The following is an 18,209-nucleotide window of genomic DNA, read 5'->3' as shown; positions in this document are numbered from 1 at the left end:
TTTAAACAACTTCGTCAGCCTTGTCATATCTTCTCTCTTCGGATATATACATTTTTGTTTTTAGAAGATTTCTGTTATATACGTGAAGGGTCGTTCTAGTTTTAATTAACCCTTAGGTGGATTATTTTGTTTAAATGGAAAAAGCTTGGTCTAGTTTTTAAACCTCAAGAAATTGAAGGTAGAAGTTGGCTAAAGGAGTTTGCTCAAGCGCCTTCCGTATTAGTTTTTGATAAGTTTATAAGGGTATATTTCTCCTGTAGGCCGCTGCCTGATGAACATGGCCAATATATTAGTTATTCAGCTTATGTAGACTTGAATAGACATAATTTATTTGAAATTTTAAGTGTATCTAAATCTCCGATTCTGGAGTTGGGAGATTTAGGTAGTTTTGATGAATTCGGTACTTATCCCGTATCAGTGATTAGGCACGATAATAGTGTTTTTGCTTATTACGGTGGTTGGACGAGGTGCGAGTCTATTCCTTTTACGGTTGCGATAGGTGCAGCAATCAGTTACGACGACGGCGAGACTTTCACAAAGGCTGGCAAAGGACCGGTCCTATCTTGCAATGTTAATGATCCTTTTGTCTTAAGCGGCCCTAAAATTAGAAGGTTTAACAATAGATGGTATTTATGGTACGTGGCCGGAACTAGTTGGCTAAAGAATGATGGCAGCCCGGAAGCGGTATATAAAATTCGTATGGCACATTCAGATGACGGATTTGAATGGGTAAGAGATAGTAAAAATATTATTGAAAGCAAATTAGAGGAAAATGAATGCCAAGCTAGCCCCGATGTGTTTTTCCACAATAATAAATATCATATGTTTTTTTGCTATAAATATAGTTTGGATTTTCGAAAAAATGACAGGGGGTATCGTATTGGCTATGCATTTTCAAATGATCTGATAGATTGGCACAGAGATGATAGTAAAGCAGGTATTGATATTTCTGAAGAGGGCTGGGATGATCAGTCAATCGCTTATCCTCACGTGTTTGAGCTTGATGGGGAGATATACATGTTATATCTTGGAAATCAGGTTGGCAGGTATGGTTTTGGGTTGGCGCAGTTAGAAGGAAGATTGACTTGATTTTTATTATACAGTACTTATGAAATGGAAAAAATTAGGAAAAATATTCGATCCAAGGGAGCATTTTTTATCTAATAATTGTTTCGAGTTTGCTCAATCTCCTCAAGCCTTGGTCTTTGATAATTATATTAGAATTTATTTTTCAACAAGAGAAATTGATGGGCGCGGTAAATATTTAAGTCATATTTCTTTTGTTGATATGGATAAATATTTTCAGAAAATTATAGCAGTATCGAGTTCGACAGTAATTGAACTAGGTGGCTTGGGTTGCTTTGATGAGCACGGGATTTTCCCGATGAATGTTGTTAGGGTTAAGGATAAAATATTAGGATATACGACCGGCTGGAATAGAAAAGTATCCGTATCGACCGATGCATCTATTGGCTTGGCAATAAGTACCGATGACGGTGTGACTTTTAGGAAAATTGGAGAAGGTCCCGTACTAACCTCTTCTTTACATGAGCCTTTTTTAGTTGGTGACGCTTTTGTTACTGTTTATGGCGATACTTATCATATGTGGTATATCCATGGTACAAAATGGGTTAAAGGGACGTCTGCGAAGGGGCCTGATCGTGTATATAAAATTGCACATGCTACATCTAAAGATGGAGTTTCGTGGCGTAAAGAGGGTAGGCAGTTAGTAGAAGATAAATTACTTGACGAGTGTCAAGCTCTCCCATCTGTTATTCATTTTGACAATAAATACCACATGTTTTTTTGTTATCGATACGCCTCTGATTTTAGAACCAATACAAGCAGGTCATATAGAATAGGGTATGCATATTCAACTGATTTGGTTAATTGGATTAGGGATGATGATAATGTTGGAATTGACGTGACAAAAGGTGCTTGGGATTCAGATATGCTATGCTATCCCCATGTTTTTGAAATGGACGGTAATATTTATATGTTATATAACGGTAACGACTTCGGTCGATTCGGGTTTGGTGTAGCTAAGTATGAGAGCTAATATTATATTAGTTTATGCCGGGTAAATGGGTAATCGATATTTGGCATAATTGTTATTTGTTTTTTACTATTGTTAATCGTACTGTTCTGTGGTGAATTAATTGAACATAAAGGGAAAACATTTGACCTTAAGGGCCATAGAAGAGAGCGATCTGGAATTGCTTCAGAAATGGGCCAATGATCCTGTTACACAAGATGGAATCGGCGAAATTCACTTTCCAAGTTCATTAGATTTCCATGAAGAATGGTTCCATAATTTAAAAAGTGATAGGCTGAATCAGCGTTTCGTTGTTGATGTCCCAGAAATTGGGATTATAGGAATTTCCAGTATTGTTAATATCGATTGGCGTAATAGACATGCCTGGCATGGCCTTGTTATTGGAGAATCCAGCTATCGTGGTAAAGGTTATGCTATCGACGCCATTATGGCTACAATGCGTTACTCTTTTGATGAGCTCAATTTAGAACGATTGGATGGATCGATGATTGAATACAATAAGCTTTCTATTGCTACATATTGCGGGAAGAGATTGGGCTGGATAGAAGAAGGGCGTAGGAGAAATTATTTCTTTCGAAAAGGACGTTATTGGGATCAGGTATTGGTTGGTATCACTTCGAAAGATTACCGCGAGCTCTTGGAAAAAACTAATTATTGGGAATAAATGTATTATGAATTCCGAGAGAGATTACAATAAAGAGTTGATTGATATTGGCGACTCTAAATATGCATATAGCTTCGATATCGATGTTATGCATCCGTTCATGATTCGGTCGTTTGAGCCTTTCTTTAATCCAGGGAACGTACTTGAGCTTGGTAGTTTTAAGGGCGATTTTACGCGAAGACTAAATGAGTATTTTGATGATTTAACCTGTGTCGAAGCTTCTGATTTGGCTATATCTGAAGCAAAGCTCAAATTAGATAATGGTGTAAAGTTCGTTAATTCGTTATTTGAGAATGCGAGCCTCCCTTCTCGCTATAACAACGTTGTACTTACTCACGTATTGGAACATTTGGATGATCCTATATTTTTATTGAAACGTATCAACTATGAGTGGTTGGAAGAGAATGGCCGGCTTTTTCTAGTATGCCCTAATGCAAATGCACCTTCGAGACAGATTGCTGTAAAAATGGGGTTAATTTCGCATAATTCAGCCGTCACTAAATCAGAAGCCGAACACGGTCATCGTTGCACTTATACACTGGATACCCTGGAACGAGATGCTGTTACAGCGGGCCTTAATGTGGTTTATCGGTCTGGGATTTTCTTCAAAGCACTGGCAAATTTTCAATGGGATCGCCTTTTGCAGACTGACATAATTACCAAAGAGTATTTGGAGGCATGTTATAAATTAGGTCAACAGTATCCAGATTTGTGTTCGAGTATTTTTTTGTTGTGCGAACGAGGCCAAAAATAGTGAAAATTTCATTCGTTGTTGCTGTCTATCATAATGAAGGTGCTCTTGTTAAAACATATGAAAAGATTCGCTCTGTTTTTTCAACTCAACTGGTTGACGACGAATACGAAATCGTTTTTGTGGACGATGGGTCTAAAGACGGTTCCTTACAAGAGGTATTGAGCTTAAGAAAGCACGACACTCGAGTTAAAGTTATTACGTTTACAAGAAATTTCGGTCAAATGGCGGCTATGCTGGCGGGTTTCAAGGAAGCTACCGGCGATGCAGTCATTAATATATCAGCCGATCTGCAAGACCCTGTCGAACTTATTCCGCAAATGGTTGAAAAATGGCATGAAGGTTCTGAAATTGTAATTTGTTACCGTACGGACCGTTCCGACTCATTGCTTGCAAAATTGTTTTCACGTTTGGCTTATGGCGTTTTACGCATTTCGTTGCCGCAAATACCTCCCGGTGGTTTTGATTTCGTGTTAATGGATAGAAAAGTTATGGATGCATTTAACGCAATCGACGTGCGGCATCGGTTTTTTCAAGGCGATCTACTTTGGACTGGATATAGAACTAGTTTTATTCCTTATATCCGGTTGAAGAGAACTATTGGTAAATCGCAATATAACTTCGGTAAGAAGCTTAAAAATTTTTTGGATGGTGTGTTAGATGCTTCATACCTGCCAATTAGATTTATATCCTTGGTTGGTGTGATAACCTCAGCACTCGGGGTGCTATATAGTCTATCAATTGTCTTCAGTTGGTGGCGTGGAGAGACGCCATTTTCAGGTTGGGCTCCCATTATGATTGCAATCCTTTTGGTGGGAGGATTAATCATGGTAATGCTAGGTGTTATCGGGGAGTATGTTTGGCGGATCAATGAAGAGGTACGAAAAAGACCAAACTATGTCGTTAGGGATAAGTTTCTATGACCAATGCTGGAAAATACACAGTAATTGAAGGAGTCAAATGCTTTAATCCAGAAGTGATGAGTTCCTATGCCGACTATCCGGACAGCGGGTTCCAGCTGACCGATGAGAATGAGGAAAACAGCTTTTGGGTTCGTTCCAGAAATAGGCTTTTTAAAGCTATTGTTTATAATCAAGCTAAAGTGGGTCGGACTAAATTACTGGAAATTGGTTGTGGGACAGGCGGGTTTATTCGACATATTGTAGAGAACGAAAACCTAGAAATAACCGGCTCTGAAGTTTATATTAGTGGGTTGTTGTATGCAAAAAATAAACTTCCTGATGTGGACTTCATTCAATTTGATATTGTAAACGGATACCTTGACCAACAATTTGATTTAGTTATTGCATTTGATGTCCTTGAGCATATTGGTGACGATGTTACCGCGATGGCAAATATTAACCGATTACTCCGTCCAGGAGGGCGTGCGATTATTACTGTTCCCCAGCATATGTTTTTGTGGAGCAGGCTTGATGAAATAGTCAAACACAAGCGTAGATATTCTCGGAAAGAGCTGGTGACCAAACTCAAAAATAATGGGTTTGACATTATTTTTGCTACCTCTTTTGTTTTTATTCTATTTCCGTTGATGTTGGTTTCTCGAATATTTGATAAAGGATTTAAGCAACTAAAATCAGAGAAAGTAGAGTTAGAGAAAAGGGTTAAGTTTCCCCTGTTATTAAATATAATTTTTGATTTTTTTATGCGAATAGATGAAACGCTTATTAAAGCTGGTGTCTCGCTTCCTTTTGGAGGTACCTTAGTGATAGTGGCGCAAAAGAACGACTAAATATTTCAAAAACTCAAGCGGTCTTTCATTTAATATCTGCTGTTGAAAAATGCGCAAACTTAGAGTCGAGGCTACACGATTTACGCTCGTAGGAGGTGCGAATTTTGTTCTAACATTTTTCATATTTACTTCAATGCTGAAGTTGTTGGAAGTGAATTATTTACTTTCGTTACTTACCGCTTGGGGTGTCGGTATGATTTTTTCTTACACGTTGAATTTTATGTGGGTTTTCAATCCAGAGCAGAAAATTCAATTTAGGGCTAGATTTTTCAAGTTTCTATTGGCTAGTGTTTTGTCCATATTGTTGAATATGTGGGTACTGGATTATATTGTAGAAACTACTAATGTTGATCCTTTCCTCGTACAGATGGCGCTAATTCCATTCATCGTGGCTTTCAATTTCACAACAGCGAAGCTTTGGTCAATGCGTTAAATTTTGCGTAAAGACAAGCGAAACTTCTATGAAAATATTGTTGGTAATATGGCTTTCAGCGCTTATGGCGTTGGGTATTAATCATATAGATTCCAATGCATGGCTTAGAGCTCAGTCTCCGTTTGTAGCGATTTTCGCGAGTCATTTAGAAGCTATAAATGCTAAGCCATACATTTACGGGGAAACTTCAGTGACTTCGGTTGGTGAGTTTAAAGCGTCCGATATTGCTTATTTCAGCATAAAGCTACGTTTTCGCGTAGATGCTACAGATGGCTACCCAAATTTGTTTCAAACCGCGCCTATCAATCAGGGAGTACGCCTAGAAATCTCTGGTACTACGGCATCTATTGTTGTTAACGATTCATCTGCTCCTAATGCTATAAAGGGGTTGATAATTACGGAGAACCTTAGAAAAGACCAGTGGTATGATCTTGAAGTGGAGGCGCTTAATGGCTCTTTCGTAAAAGCTAATTTGGATGGATTAGATGTGGCTGATTATCGGAGTTCCAGCTTGTCTGTGTATACCTCTCAGATATTGGTAGGGCAAGGGTTTGATAGTTCTAGATATTTTCAGGGGCGAATAGAAAACGTTTCTATAAAGATAGGCAGTTTTCCCGGTGCTAAAATCCTATATGCATTTTACTTTATCGCATTGGCCGGTTTATTGGTATTTTTGGCTCAACTCTATACAGTTAAAGATCAAATTATTCCGGTAAGCTTTAAGGTCATAAAATATTTTAGACATGTTGATTGGTCTTCTTATATACACCTTGCTTTAGCTTTCGTATTTTGCATAACGCTAATCACTACGTATTTTTTTCCAATATATCCTGACGAGGTTCAGATTAGATTTTGGCTTTCACGCCTTCCCTACGATTATCCCTATAAAATCAGCGGTGCCCCTACGTGCGTTGCTACATTTTTTCAATCTATACCTGCAACAATGTATTTGCCCGGCTTGATAAATTGGCTTATCCATGGCTGGATCACGGATCCTCCCGCGTTAAGAAAAGTCGGTTTATTAGTAGCGTTTCTATGGGTTTCATGCTTGGCTTTTTATCTAAAATTGAAGGTAAAGCAAGAGCTTGTACAAAATGAATCCCATGTACTTAGCTTTTCTCAAGATTTGCGTATTTTGGGTTTTGTCATATCTGTTTTTTCCATTGGGGTTTTTCCAGTTTTTTTGGTAATCAATCGAGGTGAGCAGCTTATCTTTCCTTCGGTTATTTTACTTATATCTATTTTTATTTGGAATCAAAGTCTTGGTCAAAAATATGCTTTAAAAAAATTACTGGGTTTAGTTTTTCTATTTTTTGTTGCTGTTTCCCTTATCCTGTATGGTCATCCAAAAGGATTGTTCCTGGCTCCGTTTTTTTTTGTAGTTGGATGGCAATTATTTCGTCGCTTCGAGTCTCGATTAATTTTTCTTTTTGCAGCGCTACTGTTGGTATTGCATGTTATACAAAACTTCATCGCATTTAAGTATGCGTTTCAATGCGATGAAACTCCTGCATTTCAAAATATGCTTAAAAGCTTTTCTATTGATCCCGGGCTTTTAATCCACGACCCAGGCCAGTTCTTTGATATGGCGTTTAGAAGTTTGAGTATGTTCAGTAAGTATTTACATCAGCTTGGATTTCAAGAGAAGACGGATGTTGACTATCTGCCTAGTTTGCCTCTTACAGTCACAGAGAACGGTATAAATATTTTTATATGGTTAAATGTTTCGTTGGTTTTTTTTACGCTATTTTTTTTAATTCCGTATCAATATTGGAAAGACATTTCAAGTCGGCGATTTCTTACTGTTAATTTTGTGTTGTTGGTTATATTTTGGTGCGTTCTTATGGGGGGGGTATTTAATCTTCCAAAGAATTGGTACGATGCGGGGTATGTTTATTCGCTGCTTTTAATAATTCTAATTTTCTTTTTAGGTGAGAATTTTTCTGGAATTTTTCTGAAGTTTAGAATGAGCATGGTCGTTGTATATTTGGGCTTGGTGGCGTTGTTCTCGCAAGCAATGTTTATCTCAAGATATTTGTCTGAGTTTATGGATGGATACGTCGGTCCTGGCGTCTCAATTGCAAAATATGATACGGCGAAGGCACGTGCTGACTTAATCCTAGCTTCGCAAGTATGTAACATTGACCCGGTTCAAGGAAAAAAAATTTTAGTGGATGATAACTCCTATTTTTTCTTCCAGAAGAGTAAATGGCCAATGGCAATTACTTATGTATGGATTGGAAATGACGATAAGTCTATACGTCAATTTTTTTCAACAGTTGATTCAGATGGTTTGGTAGCCAATTGCAGCTCAATTATATCTCCTTACTCAGGTCTTGTTAAAAAGGCAGGGGATATGTGTTGTATTTCTAAAAGCGATTTAAAGAATTTTTATTTAATACCGTAATGCTTCTGTTTTTAAATTGCTAAAACCGTAAAAATAAAAAATGAATTCATCTTTTAAATGGAATAACCAACTACTAGCGCCGGTACTTATTACGTATAACCGTGGTAATTGCTTGGATTTAACGCTGCAAAAATTTGTCGAAGCTGGTCTGATAGGAATGCAGCTACATATCTTAGATAATGCTTCTACTGATAACACCAAGGATGTGGTTATGAAGTTTCAGAATGTTTGGCCTAACCTTAAGTACCATAAAAATAAATACAATATCGGTGGTAACGGTAATATATTGCGCGCCATAGAGATAACGGATTCTGAATATTGTTGGATTATAGGTGATGATGACGACTGGCATTTACAATTTACTGATGAATTAATTGAGGTATTAAATTTTCAAAATGCCGATATTATTCGATTAGGCTGGCTTGTTGAAGTTTGTAGTAAAGGTAAATCTATTCCTGCGCTGGATCTGGCTTATAATGAGCAATTGTTTTTCGCCAGTATCAGCATGATTTCTGCAACCATTATTCGTCGCAGCGTTGCGGCTGCTCATTTGCCTTCTGCATATATGAATATAGGTGACGCATATCCGCAATTGGTATCTACGATGCTCTCAATGCAGGAGAAGTCTCTTACAGTCTACAGTACTAAAAATGATTTAATGACACATACTCCAAATGCAGCTCCCGGATATTATTTTGGCGATTTGGAGTGGTATGCGGGGTGGTTTAGGACCAGTCGATTTTTGCAGGACAAAAAACTCCGTATAAAATTTATTGCGGAAATCACTCGGTATATGACAAGGGACAGGAATAGTAAGAACGGCTGTTTGTGGTTGGTTAAAGTAGCCTTAAATTACAAGGCCCAAGGTATAAATCAATTCAATTATTTGTTGTCTATGCTGGCATATGGTGATGGTTGGCGCGGTCGCATCCTAATCGTATTGCTGGTCTATTGCTTAATTCCCGGCCGTTTGGCAGGAGGCTTGCGGCGATTTTATCGTAAGCTTTTTAATTTACCCGAGAGAACTTTATCTATTGATCGATCCAGGCTTTGATTTTTTTGCCGAATTGAATTTATAACTAGCCAATCCATTCATTGGATACAGGGAACCCGAGGCAAAACTATATGCAGGTCGATAAGAAAACGTTAGCAGTTTTAGCGCAACGCGGCTGGCAGGCTGGTGCTGGCCTGATTACGCTGTTTTGCATCGCACGATATTTATCGCCCGCTGAACAAGGCTACTACTACACCTTTGCCAGTCTCGCCGGCTTGCAGGCGTTATTGGATATGGGCCTATCCACCATACTGGTGCAACAGGCGGCGCATGAATTTGCCGAATTGACTTGGTTGCCGCATGGGGCGGTCGTTGGTAAAAATGTCGGCCGCTATCTGGCTCTGACTAAAAAAGCGTTGTATTGGTATGGTGTTTCAGGACTGCTGTTTTTGTTGGTTTATCCGGGCGGTTTGTATTTCTTTAGTCATCGGCCCCAGGAGTCGGATTTAGCCTGGCAGCAACCTTGGTTGGTTCTAGTTGTCAGTACCGCAGTAGGTTTGGCCTTATTACCGGTTTTGGCTATAGTGGAAGGCAGCGGTAAAGTTGTGGAGGTCTATTCGCTGCGCTTGGTGCAAGGTATTGTTGGCGCTATCGCCATTTGGTTTACCCTAATGCAGGGGGGCGGTCTTTATGCGGTCGCTATGATGCCCGCATCGGCTGCCTTGATTGCTTTGGTATGGGCACTATTTCGCTATCCGAAACTATGGGTGTCAGCGTTGTTTGGAATTTCTGGAGACTTCGGTTGGTGGCGAGAGCTTTGGCCGATGCAATGGCGTTTGGGAATCAGTTGGCTCTGCGGATATTTTTTAACGCAGATGCATACTCCGCTATTGTTTCAAACTCAGAATGCTGTGGTTGCAGGGCAAATGGGTGTCACCATGACCGTTTGCAACATGTTGGGTTTGTTAAGTTTAGCTTGGATGACGAGCCGAATCCCCGTGTTAGCGAAAGCTGCCGGTCAACAGGATTGGGATTTACTGGACAAGGAATTCAAAAAGGGTTTTAAACGTTCACTTGCGGTATTTGTCCTGGGGGCGGTGTTTTTTGTTTTGATTCGCTATGCGGCCGATTACACGGCGTATGGCGTAAGATTTTTACCGTTTTGGGAAACTTTTGTTCTCATCGGTGCAATTTTGTTTGCCCATATTTCCGGACTGTTAGCTATCTATCTCAGGGCGCATCGTAAGGAGCCCTTTCTTTGGTTGTCCTTGTCAGGAGCGTTGTTGACCGTTGGTGGCTCGGTTTGGTTGGCGCCGAGTTGGGGTTCGGCGGGTATTGTGCTGGTGTTGTTTTTAGTGAATGTTGGGTTCGGTTTTCCGACATCGCTGGTGATGTGGGTAATGCTTCGTAAAAAGTGGCACGCGATAATATAATAAAAATATGAATAAAGAGAATAGGCCCTTGCTAACTATTGCCATTCCAACTTGGAATAGGGCAAATTATTTAGTTAAGAATATCGAACAAATTGTATCTCAGCTTGGTGAATTAACTTATCCAATAGAGATTTTAGTATCCGACAACTGTTCCAGCGATAATACTAAAGACTGCGTCGACGAGTTTTTAAACAAAGGACTTCCGATACGATATATAAGAAACTCGGAGAACATAGGTCCTGATCTAAATATTGCACAATGCTTTAATCAGGCGGCTGGGCAATACGTTTTAATTTTTGGCGATGATGACTTACTGATAGATGGCTCGTTAAAACATCTGGAAAGTTTATTGGCGCGTAAAAATTATGGTGTGGTGTCAGTCCGAGCATATGGTTACGACTTCGACTTTAGGGATGAATACCCTGGCGGTAGCGAGAAGTTGTACGAATTTGCAAACTCAAACGAGTTTATTATCAAGTTAGGTAAGTTTTCGACGTTGATTTCCGTGAATATAATATCCAAGGATTATTTGCAAGGTGTCGATGCTAACGATTACTGCGGAACCAATCTGGTACACATTGATTTAATTTACAGTGCTGCTTTAAAGGCGCCTGTTAATCTATATGTAGACAGCTATTTGGTGGCTTATAAGCGTAATAATAGCGGCGGGTACTCCTTTTCCGACGTGTTCGTTGATAAGTTTGGCGCTATTGTTGATAAATATATTGATAGTGGATTATCCGTCGATACTAAATATAAACTCGAATCGGATATGCTGATAGGCTATTATCCATACTACGTGTTAAGGTTGCGGTTGCAGGGAACTGAAGATTTGAGTATTGCCTATTCACGATTTAATGCCAGATTTTCTCAGCATTGGACTTTTCATTGTTTTGTCGCGCCAATTTTTAAGCTGCCAAAAGGATTGGCAATAATTTACGGTGCTATATCAGTTTTTATCGGAAGAGTGTTGACTGGCGACTTCAGGCGTGGTTGCGCTTTTGTTTGGGTACGGTTAGGCAAATTTATTAGGCATTAGTGTTCTGGCTTATGAGCAATTGTTTTTATTAAAGATTGATAAAGTTCACCTTATTAACATACCGATGATTTCTTTTTGCTAAAGGAGGAGACGGCTATTAATTGTTTCAAGATTCTTAAGTATTTATCTCAAGTCAATGAAAATATCAATTGTCACCGTATCTTATAATGCGGCTGAGTTTATTCACGATAATTTGCAGTCAGTATCGAGGCAGAATTTTAATAACATCGAGCATATCGTCATTGATGGTGGCTCAACCGATGGCACCGTCGATATGGTGTGTAAATACGGTCAGCATCTGGCCAAGTTTATTTCCGAACCTGATCACGGTATTTACGATGCGATGAATAAAGGTATTTTTCTGGCGTCCGGTGATGTCATAGGTACACTGAACGCCGACGATGTGTATGCGGATGACACGATATTATCCCAAGTCGCCGACATTTTTTCTGACCCTACTGTAGACGTCTGCTACGCAGATTTGTTGTATGTCGATAGGTACGATGCTTCAAAAATTGTTCGATATTGGACTTCTTGTAACTATCGTAGCGGTTTATTCGAAAAAGGTTGGATGCCGGCGCATCCCACTTTTTTTGTGCGTCGCCGCCTCTATGAGCAGTTGGGCGGATTCGATTTACAGTTTTCCAGACAAGCAGACTTTGAGTTGACTATGCGATTTCTAGCCGTGAATAAGGTTAAGGCTGTTTATATTCCCAAAATCTGGATAAAAATGCGGATCGGCGGTATTTCCAATAATAGTCTGATCGGCATTATCAAAGGAAACATAGAAGCTTATTACGCTTGCCGAAAGAATAACCTGCCCGTGCGAATGCCGATGTTTATTTTACGTAAGGTTCTTTCCCGGATGCCGCAGTTTTTTAATAGACCGACTGTCCCCGTTAAGTAATTCCGCGTTCGTTCAGGCCAAGATTTACGGGTTCTTTGGTCAATGCTTCCGATACCCTGGAGCCGTTGATAATTTGCTAGAATGCCTGTTAGCTCATTTTTTAGTACAGACATGAAACACATCGAACTTCTCTCCCCCGCCGGCACCATTCGTAATATGCGGTACGCCTTTGCGTTTGGCGCAGATGCGGTTTATGCCGGGCAGCCGCGTTATAGCCTGCGTGTGCGCAACAACGATTTTATGGCCGACAACCTAGCCAAAGGCATAGCCGAAGCGCATCAGTTGGGTAAGAAATTCTTTCTGGCCGCCAATGTCATTCCGCATAATGCCAAGATTAAAACGTTCTTGAAAGACATGGCGCCGATCATTGCGATGCAGCCGGATGCGTTGATCATGGCCGATCCTGGCTTGATCATGATGACGCGGGAACAATGGCCGGAGATGCCGATTCATTTGTCGGTGCAAGCCAATACGGTCAACTACGCCAGCGTCAGATTCTGGAAAAGTATGGGCGTGGAGCGGGTGATTCTGTCACGCGAGTTGTCGCTGGACGAGATCGCCGAGATTCGTCAGCAATGTCCGGACATGGAGCTGGAAGTATTTGTGCATGGCGCGTTGTGTATCGCTTATTCCGGCCGTTGCCTGTTGTCAGGTTACTTCAATCATCGCGATCCGAACCAGGGCACCTGCACCAATTCCTGCCGCTGGAAATACGACACCAAACCGGCTGTGGAAAATGCGGAAGGCGATTATTTGCTGGCTGATAGTGCGGTCATTTCGATGAATGATTTGAATGCCGGGCTCAATACCGCCAGTTGCGGTGGCGCCGACCGGCATCCTTTGGCAGACAATATCTATTTCCTTGAAGAAGAAGGCCGCCCAGGCGAATTGTTGCCGGTTATGGAAGACGAAAACGGTACGTACATCATGAATTCCAAAGACTTGCGGGCGATAGAGCACGTGCAGCGCTTGGTGGAAATCGGTATCGACAGCCTGAAGATCGAAGGCCGTACCAAATCGCATTTTTACGTAGCGCGCACTGCGCAGACTTATCGGCAAGCGATAGACGACGCATTGGCGGGCCGGCCGTTTCAGCCCGAGTTGTTGGGGATTTTGGATAACTTGGCGAATCGCGGTTATACAGACGGTTTTTATCAGCGCCACCATACCCACGAACATCAAAACTACCTATCCGGTTATTCCAAAAGTCATCAGCAGCAATTTTGCGGCGAAATTACCCATTACGACACCGAAACGGGTTGGGCGGATATTAGCGTCAAGAACAAATTTTCGCTGGGCGACAAGTTGGAGTTAATCCTGCCGCACGGCAATCGGGATATAACCGTGGAGAATATGGTCGATAAATACGGTCAGCCCATGCAGGAAGCCTCTGGGGGCGGTTATGAAGTGAAAATTCCACTGCCTGATGCTGATTGCCAGTACGGACTGCTGGCGCGTTATTACTAGCCTTTGGAGGCTGTATGTCATTTCTTACCGGCGCTTTATGTGACCGCTTTTCTGCCCAAGAAAACTTTCAAATTGCCGAGCCTTTGTTCCGGTATTTCGGCGGTAAAAGCCGGTTCAGTGGGCAAATCACGACTTTAAAAGTGTTCGAAGACAACACTTTGGTGCGGACCGTGCTGGAAGAAAAAGTCAATGATCGGGTGCTGGTTATCGACGGCGGCGGCTCAAAGCGTTGCGCCTTGTTGGGGGATACTTTGACTGCTTTGGCGGTCGAAAATGGCTGGCAGGGTATCGTCGTTTACGGCAGTATTCGCGGTTCGGAAGCGATCAACAAAATGCCGATTGGTGTGGTGGCTCTGAACACTCACCCGCTTTGCAGCAGTAAGCACGGACATGGACATCGGGATTCGATGATCACTTTTGCCGGCGTCAATTTCAAAAAAGATCACTATCTTTACGCCGATAGCGACGGAATTATCGTCTCGGAAACAAAATTGGATTAAAATCGTTTTGTCTTAACCAAGTAAAATACTCAAGAATATGCAAATCGTACTCGCAAACCCTCGTGGATTCTGTGCCGGCGTAGACCGGGCTATTGAAATTGTCGATCAAGCGATCGATACCTTCGGTGCACCGATTTATGTGCGGCACGAAGTGGTGCATAACCGTACGGTAGTTGACGGCTTGAAGGAAAAAGGCGCGATTTTTATCGAAGAACTCAGTGACGTGCCGGTGGGGTCCTACCTGATTTTTAGTGCCCACGGTGTGTCCAAGCAGGTCCAAAAAGAAGCGGAAGAGCGCAAGTTAACGGTTTTCGACGCGACTTGTCCGTTGGTTACCAAAGTGCACATGCAAGTAGCCAAACATGCCAAACAGGATAGGGAAGTGATTCTGATTGGCCATGCCGGCCATCCCGAAGTTGAAGGCACTATGGGGCAGTACGATAAGTGCACCGAGCATGGCGACATTTATCTGGTTGAAACCCCGGATGATGTAAAAAACCTGAGAGTCAATAATCCGGATAATTTGGCTTATGTCACCCAGACCACATTGTCTATGACCGACACCAAAATAATGGTCGACGCCTTGCGAGAGCAATTTCCGTCCATCAAGGAACAGAAAAAAGACGATATTTGCTACGCCACCCAAAACCGCCAAGACGCGGTCCACGATCTGGCAAAGATTTCGGATCTGATTTTGGTGGTGGGTTCGCCGAACAGCTCCAACTCCAACCGCTTGCGGGAAATCGCCGAACAGCTGGGTAAGCAGGCGTTTTTGATCGATACCTACAAGGATTTGAAACAAGAGTGGCTGGAGGGCATCAACGTAGTCGGCGTGACTGCCGGTGCGTCCGCGCCTGAAGTGCTGGTGCAGGAAGTCATTAATCAACTCAAAGAGTGGGGCGGCGAAACCACCCAGGTTCGTGAAAACAAAGGCATAGAAGAAAAAGTGGTATTCTCGATTCCGAAAGAATTGAAAAAACATATGGAAGCTTGATTCCGTTTCCGACTGGAGAATTTTTATGAGCCTTACTGCCCAAGAACTGGTGGCTGCCGCCAAACAACAGATTACCGAAATCGACGTGGCGACTGCGCAAACGCGCTTGAGCAGTTTATTGCTCGATGTGCGCGAGCCCGCGGAATACGCTGCCGGGCATTTGCCGGGGGCTGTCAATATTCCTCGTGGCTTGTTGGAATTTAAGATCGATAGCCATCCGGATTTTCAAGGTCGGCAACAGGCGGACATAGTGGTTTATTGCCAGACCGGCGGACGTTCGGCACTGGCTACTCGGGTCTTGAATCAAATGGGTTATAGCGGTGCGGTTAGCATGGCGGGCGGGTTTAAAGCCTGGACGGAGAGCGGTTTAAGCGTTGAGTGAGTTAAATCAAGTCCGCATCGATAAATGGCTGTGGGCCGCGCGTTTTTTCAAAACGCGCGGTCTGGCCTCCGATGCGGTCAATGGCGGCAAGGTGCACGTCAACGGCCAGCGCTGCAAGCCGGGCAAGGAAGTGAAAGTCGGCGATTTGATTAGCGTTACCAAAGACCAATACACTTGGGAGCTTACGGTGACTGATCTGAATAATCAACGCCGTCCGGCTAAAGAGGCTGTGGCGCTTTACAGCGAAGACCAAACCAGTATCGATAAGCGGCTTAAGCAAATCGAGCTACACAAGCAGCAGCAAGCCTTGCTGCATCCGTCAGAGCGCGAGCATAAACCCAACAAAAAACAACGCCGGCAAATCCATCGCTTCAAACAGGACGCGCTCTAAGCACTATTGGTGCGTCGAACAAAACAATAGCCACAAAACACACTTCAATTTATCATTCCCGGCTAACTTGCATGGAATTAGTGCTTGAATAGCGTCTATCCGCGGCATCAAGATGCCTTACGATAAATTTTATCGCGTCACGATTAAGCGGCGCCTAAGAACTCGATTCTACATTTAAACGATACTGCATCGGGCACATGCCTGCCTGGGTTTCGCGACACCATAGGATATTTAATGTCGATACGTTGTTTTTCAGTCCTGACTACTGCATTGCTCACCAGCGGTTTGCTGGCCGGTTGCGCCACAACCCGGCAAATTGCCGTCGATTATCCCAAAACCGAGTCTTTACCGATCAAGCCGCTACGCGGTCAATCCATGGTGAGCGGTGACGACTACTATGTACAATTGGTCTCCGACTTTGATTTCAAAGGGGATAACGCCCTGAAAGGCGGTTGCAGCGATGTCGGTGGTCATTACGAAAACGGTGACCTGTCCGCGGCGCTGGTATTCAGTGTGCATAACGATGCCTTAAAACTGAAGCGCGAAGCCAGCGGCTTTTTGTACCAAGCCACGACCGGCAAATGCAATTTCAAGCTGGAAACCAAAAAATCTTATCTAACCCCTTGGTTAAGACTCGATTCCAGCAAAGACACCCTGATCGAATACAACTTTCTGACCAGTAACAGCCACGAAGCCAATCTTTCCCAGTTAATTAACGACGTGAATGCCGCCAGCAGTTTGTTCGCATTCACCGGTGTCGGCGCGGGTATGGCGGTGATGGGCAAGCTGGCCGGCAACTGGGTGGAGAGCAATCCGCAAGTGGTGGCCAAAACTCCCGCAGCCGGTACTTCTGGTAACGGTAAATACAGTTCCGAGACGCATTCTTTGCCTGCCAGTGTGGTACTTGCGGGGGACAGCAGTAGTTTCAATCAAATTCGTCTGGGTGTTTATGAGGTGGTTGAAGGTGGCTTGAGTGCTTGGTCTTCCGAAAGCAAACTGCTGGGCGAATTGCGGGTATACCCGGAAATAGTCTCCTCATTACTGTTGAAAACCTCGGGCGACCTGCCGCCCGACGCGCATGATTTGTCACTTGATGAGTTGTGGCGGATACCGATTCAAACGGCCAATGGCGAAGTCAGTTTGCGGCAGTTGATCGATCAAGTCGACCCGGCCGCGAAACCCAATCTGCAACCGGATTGGCAGAATTACCCGGATGTGGAAAGCCAATGCCGGCGCTTGAAGCTGGCGATGAAGGATTTGGGCTTCAATAAATTTGATCGCAATGCGGTGTTGTACTATTTCCTGAGCAAAACCTCGCCGGATTGGAAAAACTTTAATATCTCCGCGCAGCGGGCCATGACCGACGAAATCCGCCCCAAGTTGCTGGAACAATATCGGGCTAAGGACTTCGCCGGCTGTCTGGCGAGCGAAGACTACGCCGTCATGAAGAGCATGAAGCTAGCGGTTAACACCGAGCAGGATTGGGAGGCGCTGACCAACTCCCGGCAGAAAAAAGAAGGCGTCATCAACCCAATTCAATCGGCGGCGCGGCAATTTTTGTCGGCTTTGCAAAATCCCAACAAAGACGAAGCCGCTCGGCAGCTATACCCGTTATTAAATACCGAAAAAGGCGGGAACGGCACGGTGCTACTGCAAAACCATTTGGGCAACTTTGGTTTGGAAGCGCTACTGCAAGTGCCGACGGTTGCTGACGAAGGCGTGCTCATCAACGCCGCTCAGCTGGCGGGTGTGTTTAGTGGGCTCAATGTCGAGACCTACACTTGTGCGCGTCCGGCTCAAGATCAAGGTCAGCCTTTGGCGAATATCGGCATCATGCTGTTTGTCACCAAACCCGGCAGCCCGCGTGAAAAAGGCGGGGCTTTGGAATTTGAGTTAGTGCAAGGCAAGATTACCCGCCTTGCTTTTCAACATCCGTCCTTTCGAGATTTCGAACAAAACCTGGCCGATTATCCGGATCTCGGTGGATGCCGGATAGATGCCGATTTGTTGAATAAGCTGCACTAGTTTCCAGCGTGTGGTG

General features: G+C 43.1%; 17 protein-coding genes. All 17 read left to right on the top strand.

Annotated features, from left to right (window positions below; all coding sequences use genetic code 11):
- Positions 1–126: 126 nt before the first annotated feature.
- Positions 127–1,089: a hypothetical protein gene (locus JWZ98_RS14495; RefSeq protein WP_205450636.1), complete on the top strand. Its 963-nt coding sequence runs from the start codon at positions 127–129 to the stop codon at positions 1,087–1,089.
- Between the two features lie 19 nt (positions 1,090–1,108).
- Positions 1,109–2,059 (top strand): hypothetical protein, encoded by a 951-nt coding sequence (locus JWZ98_RS14490; protein WP_205450635.1) that lies wholly within the window; start codon positions 1,109–1,111, stop codon positions 2,057–2,059.
- A 100-nt stretch (positions 2,060–2,159) separates the two neighbouring features.
- Positions 2,160–2,720: a GNAT family protein gene (locus JWZ98_RS14485; protein WP_205450634.1), complete on the top strand. Its 561-nt coding sequence runs from the start codon at positions 2,160–2,162 to the stop codon at positions 2,718–2,720.
- Positions 2,721–2,727: 7 nt separating this feature from the next.
- Positions 2,728–3,474, top strand: a complete 747-nt coding sequence (locus tag JWZ98_RS14480) for a class I SAM-dependent methyltransferase (protein ID WP_205450633.1) — start codon at positions 2,728–2,730, stop codon at positions 3,472–3,474.
- Positions 3,474–4,394, top strand: coding sequence for a glycosyltransferase family 2 protein (locus JWZ98_RS14475; protein ID WP_205450632.1), 921 nt, complete (start codon positions 3,474–3,476; stop codon positions 4,392–4,394). Before JWZ98_RS14480 ends, JWZ98_RS14475 begins: the two co-directional genes overlap by 1 nt.
- A complete protein-coding gene (locus tag JWZ98_RS14470; protein WP_205450631.1) occupies positions 4,391–5,221 on the top strand; it encodes a class I SAM-dependent methyltransferase in 831 nt (276 codons plus the stop codon). The genes JWZ98_RS14475 and JWZ98_RS14470 overlap by 4 nt, the downstream gene beginning before the upstream one ends.
- A 461-nt stretch (positions 5,222–5,682) precedes the next feature.
- A complete protein-coding gene (locus JWZ98_RS14460; RefSeq protein WP_205450629.1) occupies positions 5,683–8,061 on the top strand; it encodes a hypothetical protein in 2,379 nt (792 codons plus the stop codon).
- Between the two features lie 40 nt (positions 8,062–8,101).
- Positions 8,102–9,115 (top strand): glycosyltransferase, encoded by a 1,014-nt coding sequence (locus tag JWZ98_RS14455; RefSeq protein ID WP_205450628.1) that lies wholly within the window; start codon positions 8,102–8,104, stop codon positions 9,113–9,115.
- 71 nt (positions 9,116–9,186) lie between these two features.
- Positions 9,187–10,488, top strand: coding sequence for a hypothetical protein (locus JWZ98_RS14450; RefSeq protein ID WP_205450627.1), 1,302 nt, complete (start codon positions 9,187–9,189; stop codon positions 10,486–10,488).
- 7 nt (positions 10,489–10,495) lie between these two features.
- Complete coding sequence (locus JWZ98_RS14445) at positions 10,496–11,527, top strand: glycosyltransferase family 2 protein (protein WP_205450626.1); 1,032 nt, start codon at positions 10,496–10,498, stop codon at positions 11,525–11,527.
- A 136-nt stretch (positions 11,528–11,663) separates the two neighbouring features.
- Positions 11,664–12,434, top strand: a complete 771-nt coding sequence (locus JWZ98_RS14440) for a glycosyltransferase family 2 protein (RefSeq protein WP_033155224.1) — start codon at positions 11,664–11,666, stop codon at positions 12,432–12,434.
- 111 nt (positions 12,435–12,545) lie between these two features.
- Positions 12,546–13,901 (top strand): tRNA 5-hydroxyuridine modification protein YegQ, encoded by a 1,356-nt coding sequence (yegQ, locus tag JWZ98_RS14435; RefSeq protein ID WP_205450625.1) that lies wholly within the window; start codon positions 12,546–12,548, stop codon positions 13,899–13,901.
- Positions 13,902–13,915: 14 nt separating this feature from the next.
- On the top strand, positions 13,916–14,401 hold the full coding sequence (gene rraA / locus JWZ98_RS14430; protein WP_205450624.1) for a ribonuclease E activity regulator RraA: 486 nt from the start codon (positions 13,916–13,918) through the stop codon (positions 14,399–14,401).
- A gap of 37 nt (positions 14,402–14,438) precedes the next feature.
- Positions 14,439–15,395, top strand: coding sequence for a 4-hydroxy-3-methylbut-2-enyl diphosphate reductase (gene ispH / locus JWZ98_RS14425; RefSeq protein ID WP_033155221.1), 957 nt, complete (start codon positions 14,439–14,441; stop codon positions 15,393–15,395).
- Between the two features lie 25 nt (positions 15,396–15,420).
- On the top strand, positions 15,421–15,777 hold the full coding sequence (locus tag JWZ98_RS14420; protein ID WP_205450623.1) for a rhodanese-like domain-containing protein: 357 nt from the start codon (positions 15,421–15,423) through the stop codon (positions 15,775–15,777).
- Positions 15,770–16,168: a S4 domain-containing protein gene (locus JWZ98_RS14415; RefSeq protein ID WP_205450622.1), complete on the top strand. Its 399-nt coding sequence runs from the start codon at positions 15,770–15,772 to the stop codon at positions 16,166–16,168. Before JWZ98_RS14420 ends, JWZ98_RS14415 begins: the two co-directional genes overlap by 8 nt.
- 234 nt (positions 16,169–16,402) lie before the next feature.
- Positions 16,403–18,193 carry a hypothetical protein gene (locus JWZ98_RS14410; RefSeq protein ID WP_205450621.1) on the top strand — a complete coding sequence of 597 codons (1,791 nt, stop codon included), beginning with the start codon at positions 16,403–16,405 and terminating at the stop codon, positions 18,191–18,193.
- Positions 18,194–18,209 lie beyond the last annotated feature (16 nt).

It is taken from the genome of Methylomonas sp. EFPC1 (genome assembly GCF_016925515.1).
GTDB lineage: Bacteria > Pseudomonadota > Gammaproteobacteria > Methylococcales > Methylomonadaceae > Methylomonas > Methylomonas defluvii.
Note: the sequence above shows the minus strand (reverse complement) of the source record. Positions and strands in the feature narration are given on the sequence as shown.

What these genes read in the sequence shown, in the direction of transcription:
- JWZ98_RS14490 (WP_205450635.1), top strand. Translation starts at nt 1,109, where the DNA reads ATGAAATGGAAAAAATTAGGAAAAATATTCGATCCAAGGGAGCATTTT.
- JWZ98_RS14480 (WP_205450633.1), top strand. Translation starts at nt 2,728, where the DNA reads ATGAATTCCGAGAGAGATTACAATAAAGAGTTGATTGATATTGGCGAC.
- JWZ98_RS14470 (WP_205450631.1), top strand. Translation starts at nt 4,391, where the DNA reads ATGACCAATGCTGGAAAATACACAGTAATTGAAGGAGTCAAATGCTTT.
- JWZ98_RS14460 (WP_205450629.1), top strand. Translation starts at nt 5,683, where the DNA reads ATGAAAATATTGTTGGTAATATGGCTTTCAGCGCTTATGGCGTTGGGT.
- JWZ98_RS14455 (WP_205450628.1), top strand. Translation starts at nt 8,102, where the DNA reads ATGAATTCATCTTTTAAATGGAATAACCAACTACTAGCGCCGGTACTT.
- JWZ98_RS14450 (WP_205450627.1), top strand. Translation starts at nt 9,187, where the DNA reads ATGCAGGTCGATAAGAAAACGTTAGCAGTTTTAGCGCAACGCGGCTGG.
- JWZ98_RS14445 (WP_205450626.1), top strand. Translation starts at nt 10,496, where the DNA reads ATGAATAAAGAGAATAGGCCCTTGCTAACTATTGCCATTCCAACTTGG.
- JWZ98_RS14440 (WP_033155224.1), top strand. Translation starts at nt 11,664, where the DNA reads ATGAAAATATCAATTGTCACCGTATCTTATAATGCGGCTGAGTTTATT.
- yegQ (WP_205450625.1), top strand. Translation starts at nt 12,546, where the DNA reads ATGAAACACATCGAACTTCTCTCCCCCGCCGGCACCATTCGTAATATG.
- rraA (WP_205450624.1), top strand. Translation starts at nt 13,916, where the DNA reads ATGTCATTTCTTACCGGCGCTTTATGTGACCGCTTTTCTGCCCAAGAA.
- ispH (WP_033155221.1), top strand. Translation starts at nt 14,439, where the DNA reads ATGCAAATCGTACTCGCAAACCCTCGTGGATTCTGTGCCGGCGTAGAC.
- JWZ98_RS14420 (WP_205450623.1), top strand. Translation starts at nt 15,421, where the DNA reads ATGAGCCTTACTGCCCAAGAACTGGTGGCTGCCGCCAAACAACAGATT.
- JWZ98_RS14410 (WP_205450621.1), top strand. Translation starts at nt 16,403, where the DNA reads ATGTCGATACGTTGTTTTTCAGTCCTGACTACTGCATTGCTCACCAGC.